Source organism: Azotobacter salinestris (assembly GCF_009363155.1).
Taxonomy (GTDB): Bacteria; Pseudomonadota; Gammaproteobacteria; order Pseudomonadales; family Pseudomonadaceae; genus Azotobacter; species Azotobacter salinestris.
Genome location: NZ_CP045302.1, coordinates 1,689,924 through 1,706,920 on the forward strand (window position 1 = coordinate 1,689,924; position 16,997 = coordinate 1,706,920).

At 67.8% G+C, this 16,997-nt stretch carries 18 protein-coding genes and 1 riboswitch; of the genes, 10 read left to right on the forward strand and 8 right to left on the reverse strand.

All coding sequences use genetic code 11. The features are described 5' to 3' along the window. The first annotated feature begins 21 nt into the window (after positions 1-21). Positions 22-138: riboswitch (yybP-ykoY riboswitch) on the forward strand. Between the two features lie 90 nt (positions 139-228). Together GCU53_RS07995 and GCU53_RS08000 are read left to right on the forward strand one after the other, a co-directional pair. Continuing rightward, positions 229-810, forward strand: coding sequence for a TMEM165/GDT1 family protein (locus GCU53_RS07995; protein WP_152387153.1), 582 nt, complete (start codon positions 229-231; stop codon positions 808-810). 229 nt (positions 811-1,039) lie between these two features. Then, positions 1,040-1,624 (forward strand): TMEM165/GDT1 family protein, encoded by a 585-nt coding sequence (locus GCU53_RS08000; RefSeq protein ID WP_152387154.1) that lies wholly within the window; start codon positions 1,040-1,042, stop codon positions 1,622-1,624. Positions 1,625-1,663: 39 nt separating this feature from the next. On the opposite strand, the gene GCU53_RS08005 is transcribed toward GCU53_RS08000, so the two are convergent. Beyond that, positions 1,664-2,485: a M48 family metallopeptidase gene (locus GCU53_RS08005; RefSeq protein WP_152387155.1), complete on the reverse strand. Its 822-nt coding sequence runs from the start codon at positions 2,483-2,485 to the stop codon at positions 1,664-1,666. 155 nt (positions 2,486-2,640) lie between these two features. Next, positions 2,641-3,258 carry an SOS response-associated peptidase gene (locus GCU53_RS08010; protein WP_152387156.1) on the reverse strand — a complete coding sequence of 206 codons (618 nt, stop codon included), beginning with the start codon at positions 3,256-3,258 and terminating at the stop codon, positions 2,641-2,643. A 225-nt stretch (positions 3,259-3,483) separates the two neighbouring features. Here GCU53_RS08010 and GCU53_RS08015 point away from each other — a divergent pair, with 225 nt between their 5' ends. Further along, positions 3,484-4,650, forward strand: a complete 1,167-nt coding sequence (locus tag GCU53_RS08015; RefSeq protein ID WP_152387157.1) for a 1-acyl-sn-glycerol-3-phosphate acyltransferase — start codon at positions 3,484-3,486, stop codon at positions 4,648-4,650. A gap of 24 nt (positions 4,651-4,674) precedes the next feature. Here the strand turns inward: GCU53_RS08015 and GCU53_RS08020 are convergent, their stop codons facing one another. Beyond that, the gene (locus GCU53_RS08020) at positions 4,675-4,956 is read right to left on the reverse strand and encodes a hypothetical protein (RefSeq protein WP_152387158.1); all 282 of its coding nucleotides are present in this window, start codon (positions 4,954-4,956) and stop codon (positions 4,675-4,677) included. Positions 4,957-5,329: 373 nt separating this feature from the next. Here GCU53_RS08020 and GCU53_RS08025 point away from each other — a divergent pair, with 373 nt between their 5' ends. Further along, positions 5,330-5,512, forward strand: a complete 183-nt coding sequence (locus GCU53_RS08025; RefSeq protein ID WP_152387159.1) for a hypothetical protein — start codon at positions 5,330-5,332, stop codon at positions 5,510-5,512. A 114-nt stretch (positions 5,513-5,626) separates the two neighbouring features. Here GCU53_RS08025 and GCU53_RS08030 read toward each other — a convergent pair whose 3' ends face one another. Continuing rightward, positions 5,627-6,220, reverse strand: a complete 594-nt coding sequence (locus GCU53_RS08030; protein ID WP_152387160.1) for a YajG family lipoprotein — start codon at positions 6,218-6,220, stop codon at positions 5,627-5,629. 773 nt (positions 6,221-6,993) lie between these two features. Here GCU53_RS08030 and mqo point away from each other — a divergent pair. Beyond that, positions 6,994-8,538: a malate dehydrogenase (quinone) gene (mqo, locus tag GCU53_RS08035; RefSeq protein ID WP_280115870.1), complete on the forward strand. Its 1,545-nt coding sequence runs from the start codon at positions 6,994-6,996 to the stop codon at positions 8,536-8,538. 69 nt (positions 8,539-8,607) lie between these two features. Here mqo and GCU53_RS08040 read toward each other — a convergent pair whose 3' ends face one another. After that, entirely contained in the window at positions 8,608-8,898 is a 291-nt protein-coding gene (locus tag GCU53_RS08040) for a PA4642 family protein (protein ID WP_152387162.1), read from the reverse strand. Positions 8,899-8,959: 61 nt separating this feature from the next. Continuing rightward, positions 8,960-9,517: a hypoxanthine-guanine phosphoribosyltransferase gene (locus GCU53_RS08045; protein ID WP_152387163.1), complete on the reverse strand. Its 558-nt coding sequence runs from the start codon at positions 9,515-9,517 to the stop codon at positions 8,960-8,962. A gap of 189 nt (positions 9,518-9,706) precedes the next feature. Here GCU53_RS08045 and upp point away from each other — a divergent pair, with 189 nt between their 5' ends. Beyond that, positions 9,707-10,345: a uracil phosphoribosyltransferase gene (gene upp, locus GCU53_RS08050; protein ID WP_152387164.1), complete on the forward strand. Its 639-nt coding sequence runs from the start codon at positions 9,707-9,709 to the stop codon at positions 10,343-10,345. A 3-nt stretch (positions 10,346-10,348) separates the two neighbouring features. On the opposite strand, the gene hemH is transcribed toward upp, so the two are convergent. Beyond that, positions 10,349-11,365, reverse strand: a complete 1,017-nt coding sequence (gene hemH, locus GCU53_RS08055; protein WP_152387165.1) for a ferrochelatase — start codon at positions 11,363-11,365, stop codon at positions 10,349-10,351. Further along, on the reverse strand, positions 11,362-12,282 hold the full coding sequence (locus GCU53_RS08060) for a TIGR01777 family oxidoreductase (RefSeq protein ID WP_208845456.1): 921 nt from the start codon (positions 12,280-12,282) through the stop codon (positions 11,362-11,364). Before GCU53_RS08060 ends, hemH begins: the two co-directional genes overlap by 4 nt. 185 nt (positions 12,283-12,467) lie before the next feature. On the opposite strand from GCU53_RS08060, the gene GCU53_RS08065 reads away from it, so the two are divergent. The 4 genes from GCU53_RS08065 to phrB all read left to right on the forward strand — a co-directional run bounded on the left by GCU53_RS08065 (position 12,468) and on the right by phrB (position 16,993). After that, entirely contained in the window at positions 12,468-13,457 is a 990-nt protein-coding gene (locus GCU53_RS08065) for an NAD(P)/FAD-dependent oxidoreductase (protein WP_152387167.1), read from the forward strand. Between the two features lie 234 nt (positions 13,458-13,691). Next, positions 13,692-14,645, forward strand: coding sequence for a YbgA family protein (locus tag GCU53_RS08070; protein ID WP_152387168.1), 954 nt, complete (start codon positions 13,692-13,694; stop codon positions 14,643-14,645). Positions 14,646-14,648: 3 nt separating this feature from the next. Beyond that, complete coding sequence (locus tag GCU53_RS08075) at positions 14,649-15,593, forward strand: MerR family transcriptional regulator (protein ID WP_152387169.1); 945 nt, start codon at positions 14,649-14,651, stop codon at positions 15,591-15,593. Then, positions 15,581-16,993 carry a deoxyribodipyrimidine photo-lyase gene (gene phrB, locus GCU53_RS08080; protein ID WP_152387170.1) on the forward strand — a complete coding sequence of 471 codons (1,413 nt, stop codon included), beginning with the start codon at positions 15,581-15,583 and terminating at the stop codon, positions 16,991-16,993. The genes GCU53_RS08075 and phrB overlap by 13 nt, the downstream gene beginning before the upstream one ends. Positions 16,994-16,997: the final 4 nt, after the last annotated feature.

Here is a 16,997-nt window from a genome sequence, read left to right on the forward strand (position 1 = left end):
GCCCGCCGCTTCGGCACAATGCCCGCCGTCCTGGGGGAGTAGTCTCCCGCGAGCAGCCGCTCGCCCGGCACCCGTCAACATACTTGGCCTGCAGGCCATGGCGAGTGCGACCTCGGCCCCATGCAGGCCGCAGGGTTTGACAAGACCCATGACACGCACACCTCACCCGGGGCGGGGAGGCGTGCGTGTCATGGAAAAGTTGTCGACCCGCCCCCTGCAGGAAATTCAATGGAATCTCTTTTCGTCCCCACCCTGATCGTTGCCCTGGCCGAAATCGGCGACAAGACGCAACTGCTCGCCCTGCTCCTCGCCGCCCGCTTTCGCCAGCCCTGGCCGATCATCTGGGGCATCGTCGTCGCCACCCTGGCCAACCACTTCGCCGCCGGCGCGGTCGGCAACTGGGTCGCCGGCTTCTTCTCGCCCGCCACGCTGAGCGCCATCCTCGCCGCCGCCTTCGCCGCCGTGGCGGTCTGGACGCTGATCCCGGACAAGCTGGACGAGGACGAGGAGTCCGGCCTCAAGCGCTACGGCCCCTTCCTCACCACCCTGATCGCCTTCTTCCTCGCCGAGATGGGCGACAAGACGCAGATCGCCACGGTGATGCTCGCCGCGCAGTATCCGCACTTCGTCCTGGTGGTGATCGGTACCACGCTGGGCATGCTGATCGCCAACGTGCCGGTGGTGCTGGCCGGCAACTTCGCCGCCGACCGCCTGCCGCTGACCCTGATCCGCCGCATCGCCGCTGCCGGCTTCGCCGCCCTGGCCGTCTATACCGGCTACCAGGCGATGCAGCTGGCCGGCTGGCTGTAGGTCCCTTGCCCGGGCAGGGCCGCGCTTGCCCGGCGCGCCCCCCTTGGGCACAATGCCCGCCGTCCTAGGGGAGTTCTCTCCCGCCCGTCCGGAGCTGTCGCCGGCTCCGGTCATGACGCGTGCGCTCCAGGCCCGTCGTATACATGCCCAAGGTATGACACGCGTCCCTCACCCGGGGCGGGAAGGCGTGCGTGTCCTGGAAAATGTCGTCCCGCCCCCAGGAATTCCGATGGAATCACTCTTCATCCCCACCCAGATCTCCATCCTCGCCGAGATCGGCGACAAGACCCAGCTGCTGGCCATGCTGCTGACCCTGCGTTTTCGCAAACCCTGGCCGATCGTCTGGGGCATGTTCGTCGGCATCCTAGGCAATCACATCCTCGCCGCCGAAGTCGGCCACCTGATCGCTGGCCATCTCTCGGAAGTCGCACTGAACGGCATACTCGCCGCGGCCTTTGCCGCGATCGCCGTCTGGACTCTGCTGCCGGACCAGCGGGGCGACGACGACGACTCCAGGCTCAAGCGCTATGGTCCCTTCCTGACCAGCACGGTCGCCTTCTTCTTCGCCGAGATGGCCGACAAGACCCAGGTCGCCACCCTGGTGCTGGCCGCGCAGTACGAATATCCCTTCTTCGTGGCGGTCGGCACGACGCTCGGCATCGTGATCTCCAACGGACCGGTGGTGCTGCTGGCCGGCAACTTTGTCGCCCAGAACCTGCCGCTGAAGCTGATCCGCCGCATCGCCGCCCTGGCCTTCATCTGCCTGGCGGTGTATTCGGGCTATCAGACCGCGAAACTGGCCGGCTGGCTGTAGGCGCCGGCCCCCCGCGCAGGCGGGGGGCCATCCGGCGACTCAGTTGCCGCCCTGCGCCTGCCGGTACAGCGGCATGACCTTGGGAATCGCCGCCTCCAGCGCCGCGGTGCGGTTACCCGGCGAGGGGTGGGTGCTTATGAACTGCGGTGTGCCGTTGTTCCCCGCCTGGTTCATCTTCTGCCACAGGGTGATCGCCGCGTTCGGGTCGTAGCCGGCGCGGGCGGCCAGTTCCAGACCGATCAGATCCGCCTCGCTCTCGTTGCTGCGGCTGTTGGGCAGGGTCATGCCGTACTGCACCGCCACATCCGCCATGGCCATACCGGCCTCCCCCACTCCGAGCAGCGCGCCGGCGCCCTGCTTGGCCATCTGGATGCCATAGGCCTTGGACATCGCCTCGCGGCCGTGCTCGCGCAGGGCATGGGCGATCTCGTGGCCCATGACCGCGGCGATCTCGTCGTCGGTCAGACGCAGCTTCTCGATCAGCCCACTGTAGAAGATGATCTTGCCACCCGGTCCGCAGCTGGCGTTAAGCTCGTCGCTGTCGATCAACGCGACCTCCCATTGCCACTGCGCGGCATCGGCGCGGAACAGCGGCGCCTTGGCGATCAGCCGGCGGGCGATTGCGTTCAGACGCTGGGCATTCTGGCTGCTGGTATCCAGGACGCCCTTGGTGGAAGCTTCGCCCAGCGTCTGCTGGTAGGACTGGGCATACATCTGGTTGACCTGCTCGGTGGAGAGCATGCTGAACATGTACTGCTTGCGTTCGACGCCCACGGCACCGCCACTGGTGGTCTGGACGGGCTGGCAGGCGGCCAGCAGCAGCGCGGCGGCGACACCGGTGAGATAAGACGACTTGCCCATGTGGGTACTCCTGAAAAACACGGTCCGTATGCTAGGTCGCCGCTACAGGAGCGGCAACCGGGGCCGAGGAATGGACAATGGCAGTGAGCCACCCCGGCAGGCGGGGCCGGCAAGAGAGCGCCGACAGGCCGGAAAGTTCCCGCCGCGCCCCTGGCTCAGGCAGGTGTCAGGCACTCCGGGGCATCCAGGCGTGGATCGTTGACCAGATCCGCCAGCGCCCGCTCGCGCAGTGCCGGCACGGGCCGCAACAGCAGCTCCTGCAGCGGCCCCATGGGGCTCGCCGCATCCAGCCAGAGCGCCTGGCCGGCCTCGTCGAGCACCACGGGCCGGCGCTGGCTGGCCGCCGCCTGGGTGATCATGGCGACGCTCAGATAGACCTGCCCGTCGATCGGATAGGCTTCCCAGATCGCCGCGAAGTGCAGCAGCGGCGCCTCGCCGGTCATCCAGTAGGGGCGCTTGCGCGCCGCGCCGCGCCACTCGTAGAAGCCGTTGGCCGGCAGCAGGCAGCGCCGGGTGCGGAAGGCCTCGCGGAACATCGGCTGCTCGGCCAGGGTCTCCGCCCGGGCGTGGGCCGGGGTGCGCGACAGATCGGTCAGCCAGCCCGGGGTCAGCCCCCAGCGCGCCAGCGCCGCCTCGCGGACACCGGCGGCATTGCGCAGCATCAGCACCCGCGCGGCCGGGGCGATGCTCCAGTGCGGCGCCAGGTCCGCGGGAAATCCGCGCAGGACAGTCAGGGCCGGCGGCCAGCGAAACAGGGCATAACGTCCACTCATGACGGCAGGCACTCGGATCAGGAAGCGAAAGAGGTACCGGCCATTGTAGCGGCGGCGCCTGCCGACCGTCCCGACGCGTCGCGGACTTCGGCGGCTCCGTGTCGCCGGCATCGTGGAGTCCCTCGAGTTGCCGCTATAATGCTCAGCCGATTTTTCCCCGCGACAGGAGGCGCAGGCCTGCGCCTCCGCCTCCTTTTTTATCTACCCAGTCCTGATCAAGAGCACATGATGGGCGAATTCGATGCCATCCGACCCTATGCCGACGCCGAGGTCCCTGCCGTCCTGCAGCGGCTGATCGCCGACGCCGGCTTTCTCGACATTCTTACCCGCTTCCGCTTCCCGCGCCTGGCCGGGCCGCTCGGCTGGCTGCTCAAGCCGCTCATCGCCATGCGGCTGCGCACCGAGTTCGCCCGGATCGACAGCGTCGCGGCCCTGCAGACGAAGATCGAAGCCTATGTCGACCGTACCATCGAGCGCGCCACGGATGGCGTGACTTACAGCGGCCTGGAGCAGCTCAGGCCCGGCAAGGCCTACCTCTTCCTCGCCAACCACCGCGACATCGTGATGGATCCGGCCTTCGTCAACTATGCGATCTACCACGCCGGGCTGCGCACCCCGCGCATCGCCATCGGCGACAACCTGCTGCAGCGGCCCTTCGTCAGCGACCTGATGCGCCTGAACAAGAGCTTCATCGTGCACCGCTCGCTGAGCGGGCGGCGGGAAAAGCTCGCCGCCTATCACCTGCTCTCCGCCTACATCAACCACTCGATCCAGGTGGAGGGCGAGTCGATCTGGATCGCCCAGGCCGAGGGACGGGCCAAGGACGGCGACGACCGTACCGACTCGGCGATCCTCAAGATGTTCCACATGAGCCGCAAGAACGAGCCCTTCGCCGAGACGGTGAAGGCCCTGAACCTGATTCCGGTGTCGATCAGCTACGAATACGACCCCTGCGACCAGGCCAAGGCCCGCGAGCTGTACATCCGCGCCAGCAGCGGCAGCTATACCAAGGCGCCGGGCGAGGACGACCAGAGCATCGCCCTCGGCATCACCGGCTACAAGGGACGGGTGCACATCCACTTCGGCACGCCGCTGGAGAGGCCTGCGGAGGATGCCAAGCAGCTCGCCGCGGAGATCGACCGGCAGATCCTCGGCAACTACCGGCTGTTCCCGGCCCATTATCTGGCTTACGAGATGTATGCCGGACGCGATCCCGAGCTGCCGGTGCCGACGGCAGCGCAGCTGTTCTCCGCCGAGGAGCTCGCCCGCGCCGAAACGGAATGGCAGAGGCGCCTGGCCGCCTGTCCCGAGGAACAGCGCCCCTATCTGGTCCTGCAATACGCCAACCCGGTCCGCAATCAATACCGCGTCAAGGCCGGCCTGCCGCTGTAGAGACGCCCCACGGCGGCGTGCCCCTCAGAGTCGGGTGCTGCTCCAGGAGAGGAGCAGCGCCAGCAGCAGGGTGCCGGCGCCAAAGCGGTAGAAGAAGCGGTTGACCCGTCCGGTCGCCGCCTCCAGCGCCCAACCCTCCTCCTCATCCAGCTCTCCCTCGCCGGCCAGACGCGCAAGGGCACGCTGCTCGCGCAGGCGGGTGGCGAGCAGCAGCCAGCTCCCGACAAGGGCGAAGAGCAGGGCCACGGCATTCAGCAGCAGCGACGGGGACAGCGGCAGGGGGAACCCAAGGGCCGGCAATAGCATCGAAACCTCCGCATCGGCGAGGTGCACGGAGGAGTCGCGCGCACCACAACAGGGAAATACGGGCTACTCTGTGGCGGGCCGAAAACGTCACTGCCCGCTGCCGCGCTCGGGAACTGCCCATCGCAGGGCGGCCTGACGCTTCCGTACGTCCCGCAGGGACGACTGGCCGGCGACTTGCATGACATCCCGGCGCGGACAGAGAAGACTCGGTCATATTTTACGCAAGCAAAGCGCCTTATAAGCGCTGCTTTCGACCAAATGCCCAATGAGTCCTCGAAGTTCTGATTCCGTCGGAAAACGGTCATCCGACCGTCCTAAAGTCTGAAGCCCTGGCCATGAGGCAAGGCATTCGATCAGCCAAGGAGGAACCGACATGCAACACGCTGAATCCCTCGACCGTTCGACCGATCTGCAGGATGACCTGGAAGAGCGCATCGCAATGGACTTCTGCGTTCACGATCAGGACTGGCTGGACTATTGCCGGCTGGGCGGCCACGAGCATTACGAACTGCCCGTCACCGAACGGCCCGGGAAGCGCTACGCCCAGGCCGCCTGAGCACGCGAGGCCGTCACGACACCCAGCTCAGGCAGCCAGGGGGCGGCTGCCGCCACCGGCTCCCGCCCCTGCGAAGGAAAGCCCGGCGACGGACCGGGCCGCATACATCCCGTCTCAACGTCCCAGCAGCAGCTGACCGATGGCCGGATCCTTGAAGGCACGGGTCAGGGCATCGCTTAGCACATCGCCAATCAGCTTGGTGTTGGTCTGCTGGTTCGGCGCCATTCCGAAGCGCTGGTTCAGCGACGCACCATAGCGGCCGCTGTAGCGGCGCCCGCTGTTCTGCACATCGACCCGGAAGGTCGCGCCGATATCGGCCTCGGTGACATACAGTCCCTTCTTCGGCGACTGGTATTTCAGTTCGGCCAGGGTCAGCGTCAGCTGCGGCGCATTGTAGGCATTGGGCGACGGGGTGAAGCCGAGCAGGCGCACGGCCGTCTCGGCCTGGGTCTGCAGCCGGGGCAGCACATCCTGCCCGCGCACGACGATCGCGCTGGTTTCCGGATACAGCCCGCCGCGGGTACCGAGGTTCGGCGAGGCGCGTCCGTCGACCACCCGCACGACGACGGGCTGACCGCTGCCGACTGCGGTGAGTGGCGTATTGAGCTTGGGTTCGGGGGTGATTTGTTGCGGGCTGAGGGCACAGCCGGCCAGCCCCAGGCTGGCGACGGCGATCAGGCCGAGCACAGGCAACAGACGATGCAGCATGCGCGATTCTCCAGATTACGCGAAGGAAGCGCAGTATAGCGACAGCGATCCCCGCCCGCAGCCGAGGCAAAGGCTCCCCGGAGCGCGGCACGGCCGGTATCGATAGCACCCGAATAAAACTAAAGCCAAAGGGCCAAACCTGCCGATTTGGCGGTATACTCGACCCCCGATTATAAGGTCGCCTCCTGATCGGGCATCGTCATGCACAGCCGTGCAGCTTGGCAGGACCTCCCCCAGAGAGTCGCCCATCCGCTGCCAGCATGGTCAGCACCGGTTTTACTTTCCGCCCATCGCGCAGAACACTTTAATCGCTTGCAGGGACGCGGCGTGTCTCGTTACGCCTCGGGGTATTGGCGTGCCGCAGACAACGACGAGCAAGGTTCATGCCTCTCAACAAAAAGAGCGTGACAATGCGGTTTTTTCACTACTTCGAAAGAGTGTGGCGAGCAATGAACGACGATGCGTCCCGAGCGAACATTCGTGCTCCTTCGCCCATCGATGATCCACTGACCGAGAGATCGGGGTCTACCCGCTAGGGCCGGCCGAATGGATGCCGCGACGAGAGTCGCCGGCTGCCGACCGGGATCCCGCCCGTTTTCCCGGCAGCCGCCCAGGTATCCCGCAGGAGCACGGCCGACGCAGTCGGCAGGTGCCCGTCAAGGAACAACGGATAACAGGCCGACCGGACGGCCGAAGCATCCTCGCAGGGCAAGGGCGCAGCTCGATGCCCGGGGATTCGGCACAAGGTCGTACTGCCAATTGATGTTGCAGATTTGGAGGCGTTAATGGCGCAGAAAAACTACGAAGTCGATGCGGTGCTGGTCGGCGCCGGCATCATGAGCGCGACACTGGGCGTGCTGCTGAAGGAACTCGATCCCGGCATCAAGCTGGAAATCATCGAGATGCAGGATTCCGATGCCCTGGAAAGTTCCAACCCCTGGAACAACGCCGGCACCGGACATGCCGGTCTCTGCGAACTGAACTACACCCCGCAGGCGGCCGACGGCTCGGTCAAGGCGCAGAAGGCCGTCGAGATCAACGCCAAGTTCGAGGTCTCCAAGCAGTTCTGGGCCTACCTGCTGGAGCAGGGCACCTTCGGCTCGGCGCAGTCGTTCATCAGTCCCGTCCCGCACCTGAGCTTCGTGCGCGGCGACAAGGACATCGGCTTCCTCAAGACGCGCTTCGACGTGCTGAAGAAGCATCACTGCTTCGCCGACATGGAATACACCGAGGACAAGGCGACCCTCGACGAGTGGATGCCGCTGATGATGGCCGGCCGCGACCCGAACGAGCGCCTGGCCGCGACCCGCTCCCTGGGCGGCACCGACGTCAACTTCGGCGCCCTGACCGGCCAGCTGCTGCAACACCTGGCCAGCAAGCCCGACGTCACCCAGAGCTACGACCACAAGGTCACCGGCCTCGAGCGTAGCGACGACGGCTGGAAAGTCACCGTCAAGGACCGCAAGAGCGGCGAGAGCCGCGTCATCAAGGCCCGCTTCGTGTTCCTCGGGGCCGGCGGCGGCGCCCTGCCCCTCCTGCAGATGTCCGGCATTCCGGAAGGCCACGGCTACGGTGGCTTCCCGGTCAGCGGCCAGTGGCTGCGCTGCGACAACCCGGAAATCGTCAAGCAGCACCAGGCCAAGGTCTACAGCCTGGCCGCGGTCGGCGCACCGCCGATGTCGGTGCCGCACCTCGACACCCGCGTGGTCGATGGCAAGAAGTCCCTGCTGTTCGGCCCCTACGCCGGCTTCACCACCAAGTTCCTCAAGCACGGCTCCTTCCTCGACCTGCCCCTGTCGATCCGCCCGAGCAACATCGGCCCGATGCTGGCGGTGGCCCGAGACAACATGGACCTGACCCGCTACCTGATCAAGGAAGTGAAGCAGTCCATGGGCGATCGTCTGGAAACCCTGCGCGGCTTCTACCCCGAGCTCAATCCCCAGGACTGGCGCCTGGAAGTCGCCGGCCAGCGTGTGCAGATCATCAAGAAGGATGCCGAGCGCGGCGGCAAGCTGGAGTTCGGCACCGAGATCGTCGCGGCCGAGGACGGCTCCATCGCCGCCCTGCTGGGCGCCTCGCCGGGCGCCTCGGTTTCCGTGTCGGCCATGCTCGACCTGCTGCAGCGCTGCTTCACCGACCGGATGAAGTCCGAAGAGTGGACCAGCCGCCTGAAGGAAATCTTCAAGGCCTCCGCCAAGGAGCTGGAGAGCGACGCCGAGCTGTACCGCAGCGTCCAGGCCGCGTCGAACCAGCGTCTGGCCCTGGTCACCCCCGCTGCGGCCAAGACCGCGCCCGCGGCAGCCAGCGCCGACAGCTGATCGGACTGCCGGCCATGAAAAAACCGCCTGAACAGGCGGTTTTTTCGTTTTCGGAGGAAGTCGCCCGATTCAGCGCTGGGCAGCCCGCACGATCTCGATATAGGGCTCGGCGAGGCGCTGGTCCTGGATCAGCGCGACGAAGTCGCGGCCCTGGGCATCCTGTGTCGAGAGGTCGTAACCGGCCTCGACGAAGAAGCCCACGAACCGCTCGAAATCGTCCACCCGCAGTCCCCGGTAGGCCTTGACCAGCTTGTGCAGGGCGGGCGGCGTGGCGTCCGCCGGCTCGACCTCGAGGAACAGACGGATCTTCTCGTCGCCGATCTCCTCGCCGATCACCTGCTTCTTGTCTTTCTTGCGCATGTTTCGCTCCATTGACCGCTCTGGAAAGGGCGCATTCTAGCTGCCTTCGGCAGGCGGCGTCTCACAGCCCCTTGACCGCATAGATGCCGGCGGCGTTGCGCCAGTAGCCCTTGTAGTCCATGCCGTAGCCGAATATGTAACGGTCCTCGCAGCTCAATCCCACGTAGTCGGCCCTGAGGTCGGGCGCGGCCTTGCGCTGGTGCTGCTTGTCCACCAGCACCGCGGTATGCACGGCGCTGGCGCCCTCGTGGCGGCAGAAATCGATGATCGCCGCCAGGGTGTGCCCCTCGTCGAGGATATCGTCGATGATCAGCACGTCGCGGTCGATGCAGGAGATTTCCGGCTTGGCCTTCCAGAACAGGTCGCCACCGCGGGTTTCGTTGCGGTAGCGGGTGGCGTGCAGGTAGGACAGTTCCAGCGGGAACCCCAGCAGGGGCAGCAGCTTACCGGCGAAGACCAGGCCACCGTTCATCACGCAGAACACCACCGGATTGCGCTCGGCCAACTCGGCGTTGATCGCCGCGGCGACGCGTCCGATCGCTGCCTCGACTTCGGCATGGTTGAACAGGCAATCGGCCTCCGCCATGACTTGGCGGATATGGGCGAGATCGACGGACATGACATTTACCTCGGATGGATGGAGCGTGAAGGATCCGCTGCAGCGGGTCGGCCCCGGCAATCGAAGCGGGAACGTTACCCAGCGCTCTTGCCGCGGGCAAGCCCCGCGGCCCGGCCACCGGCAGTGCGATTCATTCTCCGGCCGGCCGTGTTTTAATTCAGGCACCATCCCTGAGTGCCGGAGTCCTTCATGCCCATCCACGAAATCCGCCACCCGCTGATCCGCCACAAGCTCGGCCTGATGCGCCGCGCCGACATCAGCACCAAGAGTTTCCGCGAACTGGCCCAGGAGGTCGGTGCCCTGCTCACCTACGAGGCCACCAAGGACCTGCCGCTGGAGAGCTGTCAGATCGAGGGTTGGTGCGGTCCGGTGGAAGTGGAGAAGATCGCCGGCAAGAAGATCACCGTGGTACCCATCCTGCGCGCCGGGATCGGCATGCTCGACGGCGTGCTGCGACTGGTCCCGAGCGCCAAGGTCAGTGTGGTCGGCCTGTCGCGAGACGAGGAAACCCTGGTCGCGCACACCTACGTGGAGAAGCTGGTGGGCGAGATCGACCAGCGCCTGGCGCTGATCGTCGACCCCATGCTCGCCACCGGCGGCTCCATGGCCGCCACCATCGACATGCTGAAGAAGGCCGGCTGCAAGGAGATCCGCGCCCTGGTGCTGGTCGCCGCGCCGGAGGGCATCCGCCTGCTCGAGCAGACGCACCCCGACGTGACCATCTATACCGCGGCCATCGACCAGCGCCTCAATGAGAACGGCTACATCATCCCCGGCCTCGGCGATGCCGGCGACAAGGTCTTCGGCACCAAGCAGAAACCGGGTTGAGGCTCAGGTCGGCGTGCGGCACATCTGCGCCAGCGCCGATGCCCACGCCGGGTGATCATTGAGGCAGGGCACCAGGACCAGTTCTTCGCCACCGGCCGCCTGGAACTGCTCGCGGCCGCGCTGGCCGATCTCCTCCAGGGTCTCGATGCAGTCGGTGACGAAGGCCGGGCACATCACCAGGAGCCTCTTCACCCCACGCGCGGCCAGCGCATCGAGCTGCTCCTCGGTATAGGGCTCGATCCACTTGGCGCGTCCCAGGCGCGACTGGAAGGACACCGACCACTGCCGCTCGTCCAGCCCCATCCGTCGGGCGAAGCCCTCGGCACTTCGCAGGCACTGAGCCCGATAGCAGCGCGCCAGCACCTCTGGCGGCGCCTGGCGGCAGCAGTCGGCGCTGCTCAGACAGTGCCTGCCGCTCGGATCGGCCTTGCGCAGATGCCGCTCCGGCAGGCCGTGGAAGCTCAGCAGCAGATGGTCGAAGCCCTGCTGCAGATGGGGCCTGGCGCTCTGCACCAGGGCCTCGAGGTACTCCGGCCGCGCGAAGAAGGGCTCCAGCACCTCGAGCTCCAGCGCCAGGCCGCTCGTCCGCAGCACCCGCCGGGTCTCCTCCACCACGGTGGTCACGGTGCTGTCGGCGAACTGCGGGTAGAGCGGCGCCAGGGTCACCCGGCGCACGCCCCCCTCCGCCAGCCGGCTCAGCGCCGCCTCGATGCTCAGGCTGCCGTAGCGCATCGCCAGCTCCACCGGCCCCTCGTGCCAGTGAACCTGCACCGCCTCCTGCAGGCGCCGGCTGAGGGCGATCAGCGGCGAGCCTTCCGGCCACCAGATCGAGGCATAGGCGTGCGCCGACTGCTCCGGCCGCTTGCGCAGGATCAGCGAGACCAGCAGGCGCCGCAGCGGCCAGGGCAGGTCGATCACGTAGGGGTCCATGAGGAACTGGTTGAGATAGCGGCGCACATCGGCCACCCCGGGGGAGTCGGGCGAGCCCAGATTGACCAGCAGCAGCGCGTGATCGGTCATGCAACATCCTTACTTCGATGGTCGCCCAGCAGATCGGCCAGGGCAGCGTTGAGATCGGTGAAACGAAACACGAAGCCGGCCTCGCACAGGCGTGCCGGCACGGCGCGCTGGCTGCCGAGCAGCAGCCCGGCCAGCTCGCCCAGCCCCAGGCGCAGGGCGAAGGCAGGCGCCGACAGCCGCGCCGGACGGTGCAGCGCCTGCCCTAGGGCGCGGGCGAATTCGCCGTTGCGCACCGGCTGTGGCGCGCAGGCATTATAGGGACCCCGCGCATCTTCCCGGTGCAGGAGAAAGTCGATCAGCGCGACCTGATCGGCGATATGTATCCACGGCAGCCACTGCCGGCCATTGCCCAGCGGCCCGCCCAGCCCCAGGCGGAACACCGGCAGCAGGCGCTGGAGAAAGCCGCCGTCGGGCGCCAGCACCACCCCGCTGCGCAGAAACGCCACGCGGATGCCCAGCTCCTCGGCGCGCCGCGCCGTGTCCTCCCAGGCGCCGCACAGCTGGCTGGCGAAATCCGTGCCGACCGGCCCCATGTCCTCGCGCAGCTCGCGCTCGCCGCCATCGCCGTACCAGCCCACCGCCGAGCCGGAGATCAGCACCCGCGGCCGCTGCATGCGGGTCTGCAGCCAGTTCACCAGGTGCTCGGTCAGAGTGATCCGGCTGGACCAGAGCACGGCCTTGCGCCGGCGCGTCCAAGGCCGCTCGGCAATGGGCGCGCCGGCCAGGTTGATCACCGCGTCCAGCGTCTCGCCGTCCAGCTCCTCGAGCCGGCCGACCCCGCGCACGGATGGCCCGCAGAGGCCGGGAACCCGCTCCGGCGAGCGGCTCCACACCGTCAGCCGGTGTCCTTCGGCAGTCCAGTTCCGGCACAGGGAACGCCCCATCAGTCCGGTACCGCCAGTCAGCAAAATGTGCATTGCCGTCTCCTCGCATTGCCCAAAGGCACGCATGGCCCTACTTTGAATTTATGACGCTTTTTCGCTTTCGCACTTGTTGATTTAGGAGTACAGATGAAGGAGCACCAACCGTTGTGATCTGCGCCGCATGTACGGAGCGGGGAATTCGTCAGCGGCGCACCTGCTGAAGGGGTACGAGGTAAACCATGACTTTTCCTATTGCCATCATTGGCACAGGTATCGCGGGGCTCTCCGCGGCGGGGGCTCTGCACGCGGCGGGACTCGAGGTCCAGTTGTTCGACAAGGGCCGGGGCAGCGGCGGCCGCATGGCCAGCAAGCGTACCGAGGTCGGCGCCCTCGACCTGGGTGCCCAGTACTTCACCTGCCGTGACCGCCGCTTCGCCGAGGCGGTCCAGCAATGGCGCAACCAGGGCTGGATCGCCGAATGGCAGCCCAGTCTCTACGATTCCGCCAACGGCGCGCTGCGCCCATCCCAGGACGAGCAGATCCGCTGGATCGGCACGCCGCGCATGAGCGCCCTGACCCGCGGCCTGCTCGGTGACATGCCGGTGCGCTTCTCCTGCCGCATCACCGAGGTCTTCCATGGCAAGCAGCACTGGATGCTGCAGGATGCCGACGGCAAGGCCTACGGTCCGTTCAGCCAGGTGGTGGTGGCCACGCCCTCGCCGCAGGCGGCGCAGTTGCTGGCGGCCGCGCCGAAGCTGGCCAGCAGCGTGGCCAGCGTGGCGATGGAGCCGAACTGGGCGGTCGCCCTGTCCTTCGAGCAGCCGCTGGAAACGCCGGTGGACGGCTGCTTCATCCAGGACAGCCCGCTCGAATGGGTGTCGCGCAACCACGGCAAGCCCGGTCGCGCCAGCCAGCCGGACACCTGGGTGCTGCAGGCCAGCAGCCGCTGGACCCGGCAGAACCTCGATGTGGCCAAGGAGCAGATCATCGAGCAGTTGTACGGCGCCTTCGCCGAAATGATCGGCTGCACCGTGCCCGAGCCGGTGTTCAGCCTCGCCCACCGCTGGCTCTACGGCCGGCCGGTCGGCAGCCATGGCTGGGGCGCCCTGGCCGATTCCAGCCTGGGCCTCTACGCCTGCGGCGACTGGTGCCTGTCCGGACGCGTCGAAGGCGCCTGGCTGAGCGGCCAGGAGGCCGCCCGCAAGCTGCTGCAGCACCGCGCGAGCTGAGCTTCGCGCCCATTCCGAAGAAGCATACCCGCCCGACGGCCACCGCATGGCGGCCGTCACCGCTGCCCGCCCATCCATCTTCCTGCCGCGCAGCCATGCCATGTTTTCCCTTCCTCCTGACTCGGCTCGGCGCCGAAAGCTATACAAACGGTTGATCCTGTACAGGAATACCCCTAAGCTCGGCGCATGCTTATACAAATCACGGAATCTGTACAGATATTCGCGAGGTCGTCCATGTCCACCGCCAGACCGAAGATCGCCATCAGCGCCTGCCTGCTCGGCGAGCGGGTGCGTTTCAACGCCGGCCACAAGGAATCGCAACTGTGCAGCCGCGAGCTCGCCAGGCACTTCGACTTCGTCCCGCTCTGCCCGGAAATGGCCATCGGCCTCGGCACGCCGCGCCAGCCGATTCGCCTGGTGGGCGATCCGGCCAGCCCGCGGGCGGTCGGCACGCGCGATGCCACGCTCGACGTCGGCGCACCGCTCGCCGCCTACGGCGAGCGCATGGCCGGCGAGCTGGACGACATCGACGGCTTCATCTTCATGCAGAAATCTCCCTCCTGCGGCCTGGAGCGGGTCAAGGTCTACCAGGCCAACGGCCACCCCGCCGAAGGCGGTGGCCGCGGCCTGTTCGCCGCCGCCTTCTGCGCGCGCCGTCCGGAGCTGCCGGTGGAGGAAGACGGCCGCCTGCACGACCCGGTGCTGCGCGAGAACTTCGTCACCCGGGTGTTCGTGCATGCCGAGTGGCGCCGGTTGCTCGGCCAGGGCCTGACCCGCCAGGCGATCCTCGACTTCCATGCCCGCCACAAGTACCTGCTGATGGCCAACCACCCGCAGCAGTACCGGGCGCTCGGCCGGCTGCTCGGCCAGACCGGCCGGCATGCGCCCGAGGAACTCGGCCCGTGCTACTTCGCTCAATTGATGGCCGCGCTGCGCCAGTGCGCCAGCCGCGGCAGCCACGGCAACGTGCTGCAGCACCTCTGCGGCTATCTGCGGCCGGCCCTGGATGCGGACGAGCGCGAGGAACTCCAGCAGTTGATCGAGCAATACCGCCTCGGCATGCTGCCGCTGGTGGTGCCCCTGACCCTGCTCAAGCACCATTTCCGCCGCCATCCCCACCCCTATGTGGCCCGGCAGGCCTACCTGCAGCCACACCCCGAAGAGCTTGGCTTGCGCAACGCGATTTGAACGATGTCCGAAAAACTACTGCCCGCCCCAGCGCTCGATGAGCCCGAAACCGCCGCCGAGCCCGGCTGGCTGCCGATCCGCGAGGTCGCCCGGCAGACCGGGGTCAACCCGGTCACCCTGCGCGCCTGGGAGCGTCGCTACGGCCTGATCCTGCCCCGCCGCACGCCCAAGGGGCACCGCCTGTACAACGACACCCATGTGGCGCGCATCCACGCGGTGCTCGCCTGGCTGAACCGCGGCGTGGCCGTCGGCCAGGTCCGCGACCTGCTCGACCGCGAGCCGCCGGGCGACGCCGAAGCGGCCCCCGACAGCCCCTGGCAGGTCTTGCAAGCGGAACTGCTCGCCGCCATCGAGGCGCTGGCCAGCCGCCGTCTCGATACTCTGTTCGACCAGGCCGGCGCGCTCTATCCTGCCCCCCTGCTCTGCGAGCGCCTGCTCCAGCCGCTGCTCGCCGAGCTGGAGCGACGCGAGCGGGCCGGTGCCGGGCTGGAGCGTGCGTTCTTCCTGTCCTGGCTGCGCACCCGGCTCGCTGCCCGCGTCCAACAGCACAGCCGCCAGAACGGCGGCGCGCCGCTGCTGCTCGCCGGCCTCGCCGGACAGCCGATCGAGCCCGGCCTGTGGCTCTGCGCCTGGCTCGCCACGGCGGCCGGCAGCCCGCTGGAGGTGCTCGACGGCCCCGCGTCCCTCACCGAACTGGAGCTGGCGCTGCCGCGCCTCGCGCCGTGCGGCCTGCTGCTGCACGCCACCCAGCCGCTGACGGCGGTGCAGCTGCGCCAGCTGGAGCGCCTGGTCCGCGGCAGCAGGTTCCCGGTGCTGCTGGCCGGTCCGGCGGCGGCTGCACAACGAGAAGCGCTGTCGCAGCTGCCCGGCCTGCTGCTGGCCGAGAACCCGTCCGTCGCACTGCGGCTCCTGCAGGAGCTGCACGGGAAAGCGCCATGCGCCAATTGATCTGGCTGCGCAGCGACCTGCGCGTCCGCGACAACCGCGCCCTGAGGGCCGCCATGGCTGCGGGACCGACCCTCGCCCTCTACCTGCTCAGCCCCGGCCAGTGGCGCGCCCACGACGACGCCCCGTGCAAGGTCGACTTCCGGCTGCGCAACCTGGCCGAGCTGTCGCACAGCCTGGCGCGCTTGGGTGTGCCGCTGCTGATCCGCCGGGCCGATACCTGGGACGAGGCGCCCGCCCTCCTCACCCGCCTGTGCCATGAGCAGAACATCGTCCGGGTACACGTCAACGACGAATACGGGGTCCACGAAAGCCGCCGCGATGCGGCGGTGGAGAGCGCATTGCAGGCGCAGGGCATCGGCCTGCAGCGGCACTTGGACCAATTGCTGTTCGCCCCGGGCAGCCTGTTGACCCGCTCCGGCGGCTGCTTTCAGGTGTTCGGCCAGTTCCGCCGGGCCTGCCACCAGCACCTGACCTCCGGCCTGCCGGCAGTCGACGGCCAGCCCGCCGCGCAGCCGCCGTTGGCCGTCGCCAGCGATGCCGTTCCCGCCGCGCTGGAAGGTTTCGCCACCCCGCCGGAATCCCTGCGCCGGCTCTGGCCGGCAGGCGAAGCGGCCGCGCAGCGGCGCCTGCATGAGTTCGTCGAGAACCGCCTCGCCGCTTACGCCGAAGCCCGCGACTTTCCCGCCGAGCCCGGCACCAGCCGGCTGTCGCCCTACCTCGCCGCCGGCGTGCTGTCGCCGCGCCAGTGCCTGCACGCAGCATTGCAGGCCGGTGGCGGCGACTTCGACCGCCCGGGCGTCTCCGCCTGGTTCGATGAACTGCTCTGGCGCGAGTTCTACAAGCATGTGCTGGTCGGCTACCCGCGGGTGTCGATGGGCCGCGCCTTCCTCGCGGAAACCGAGGCCCTGCCCTGGCGCGATGCCCCGGCGGAACTGGAGGCCTGGCAGCAGGGGCGCACCGGCTTTCCGCTGGTCGATGCGGCGATGCACCAGCTGCTCGCTACCGGCTGGATGCACAACCGCCTGCGCATGGTGGTCGCCATGTTCCTGACCAAGAACCTGCTGATCGACTGGCGGCACGGCGAGCGCTGGTTCATGCGCCACCTGATCGACGGCGATCTTGCCGCCAACAACGGCGGCTGGCAGTGGAGCGCCTCCACCGGCACCGATGCGGTGCCCTACTTCCGCCTGTTCAACCCGCTCGCCCAGTCGCGCAGGTTCGACCCGGACGGGCGCTTCATCCGCCAGTGGCTGCCGGAGCTGGAGGGCCTGGACAGGCGCGACATCCACGCGCCGGTCGGATTGTTCCGCCCCGCCGGCTATCCGCCGCCGATCGTCGAGCTGCCCTACAGCCGCGAACGCGCCCTGGCCGCCTTCAAGGCCCTGCCCCGCCGCGGCTGAGCCA

Excerpts from the sequence above, each read along its gene's own strand:
- GCU53_RS08045 (WP_152387163.1), bottom strand. The coding sequence starts at position 9,517 with ATGTCCGTCGATCTCGCCCATATCCGCCAAGTCATGGCGGAGGCCGAT.
- GCU53_RS08075 (WP_152387169.1), top strand. The coding sequence starts at position 14,649 with ATGTCCGAAAAACTACTGCCCGCCCCAGCGCTCGATGAGCCCGAAACC.
- GCU53_RS08020 (WP_152387158.1), bottom strand. The coding sequence starts at position 4,956 with ATGCTATTGCCGGCCCTTGGGTTCCCCCTGCCGCTGTCCCCGTCGCTG.
- phrB (WP_152387170.1), top strand. The coding sequence starts at position 15,581 with ATGCGCCAATTGATCTGGCTGCGCAGCGACCTGCGCGTCCGCGACAAC.
- GCU53_RS08015 (WP_152387157.1), top strand. The coding sequence starts at position 3,484 with ATGATGGGCGAATTCGATGCCATCCGACCCTATGCCGACGCCGAGGTC.
- GCU53_RS08030 (WP_152387160.1), bottom strand. The coding sequence starts at position 6,220 with ATGCTGCATCGTCTGTTGCCTGTGCTCGGCCTGATCGCCGTCGCCAGC.
- GCU53_RS08040 (WP_152387162.1), bottom strand. The coding sequence starts at position 8,898 with ATGCGCAAGAAAGACAAGAAGCAGGTGATCGGCGAGGAGATCGGCGAC.
- GCU53_RS07995 (WP_152387153.1), top strand. The coding sequence starts at position 229 with ATGGAATCTCTTTTCGTCCCCACCCTGATCGTTGCCCTGGCCGAAATC.
- GCU53_RS08000 (WP_152387154.1), top strand. The coding sequence starts at position 1,040 with ATGGAATCACTCTTCATCCCCACCCAGATCTCCATCCTCGCCGAGATC.
- GCU53_RS08070 (WP_152387168.1), top strand. The coding sequence starts at position 13,692 with ATGTCCACCGCCAGACCGAAGATCGCCATCAGCGCCTGCCTGCTCGGC.
- GCU53_RS08060 (WP_208845456.1), bottom strand. The coding sequence starts at position 12,282 with ATGCACATTTTGCTGACTGGCGGTACCGGACTGATGGGGCGTTCCCTG.
- hemH (WP_152387165.1), bottom strand. The coding sequence starts at position 11,365 with ATGACCGATCACGCGCTGCTGCTGGTCAATCTGGGCTCGCCCGACTCC.
- GCU53_RS08010 (WP_152387156.1), bottom strand. The coding sequence starts at position 3,258 with ATGAGTGGACGTTATGCCCTGTTTCGCTGGCCGCCGGCCCTGACTGTC.
- upp (WP_152387164.1), top strand. The coding sequence starts at position 9,707 with ATGCCCATCCACGAAATCCGCCACCCGCTGATCCGCCACAAGCTCGGC.
- GCU53_RS08065 (WP_152387167.1), top strand. The coding sequence starts at position 12,468 with ATGACTTTTCCTATTGCCATCATTGGCACAGGTATCGCGGGGCTCTCC.
- GCU53_RS08005 (WP_152387155.1), bottom strand. The coding sequence starts at position 2,485 with ATGGGCAAGTCGTCTTATCTCACCGGTGTCGCCGCCGCGCTGCTGCTG.
- GCU53_RS08025 (WP_152387159.1), top strand. The coding sequence starts at position 5,330 with ATGCAACACGCTGAATCCCTCGACCGTTCGACCGATCTGCAGGATGAC.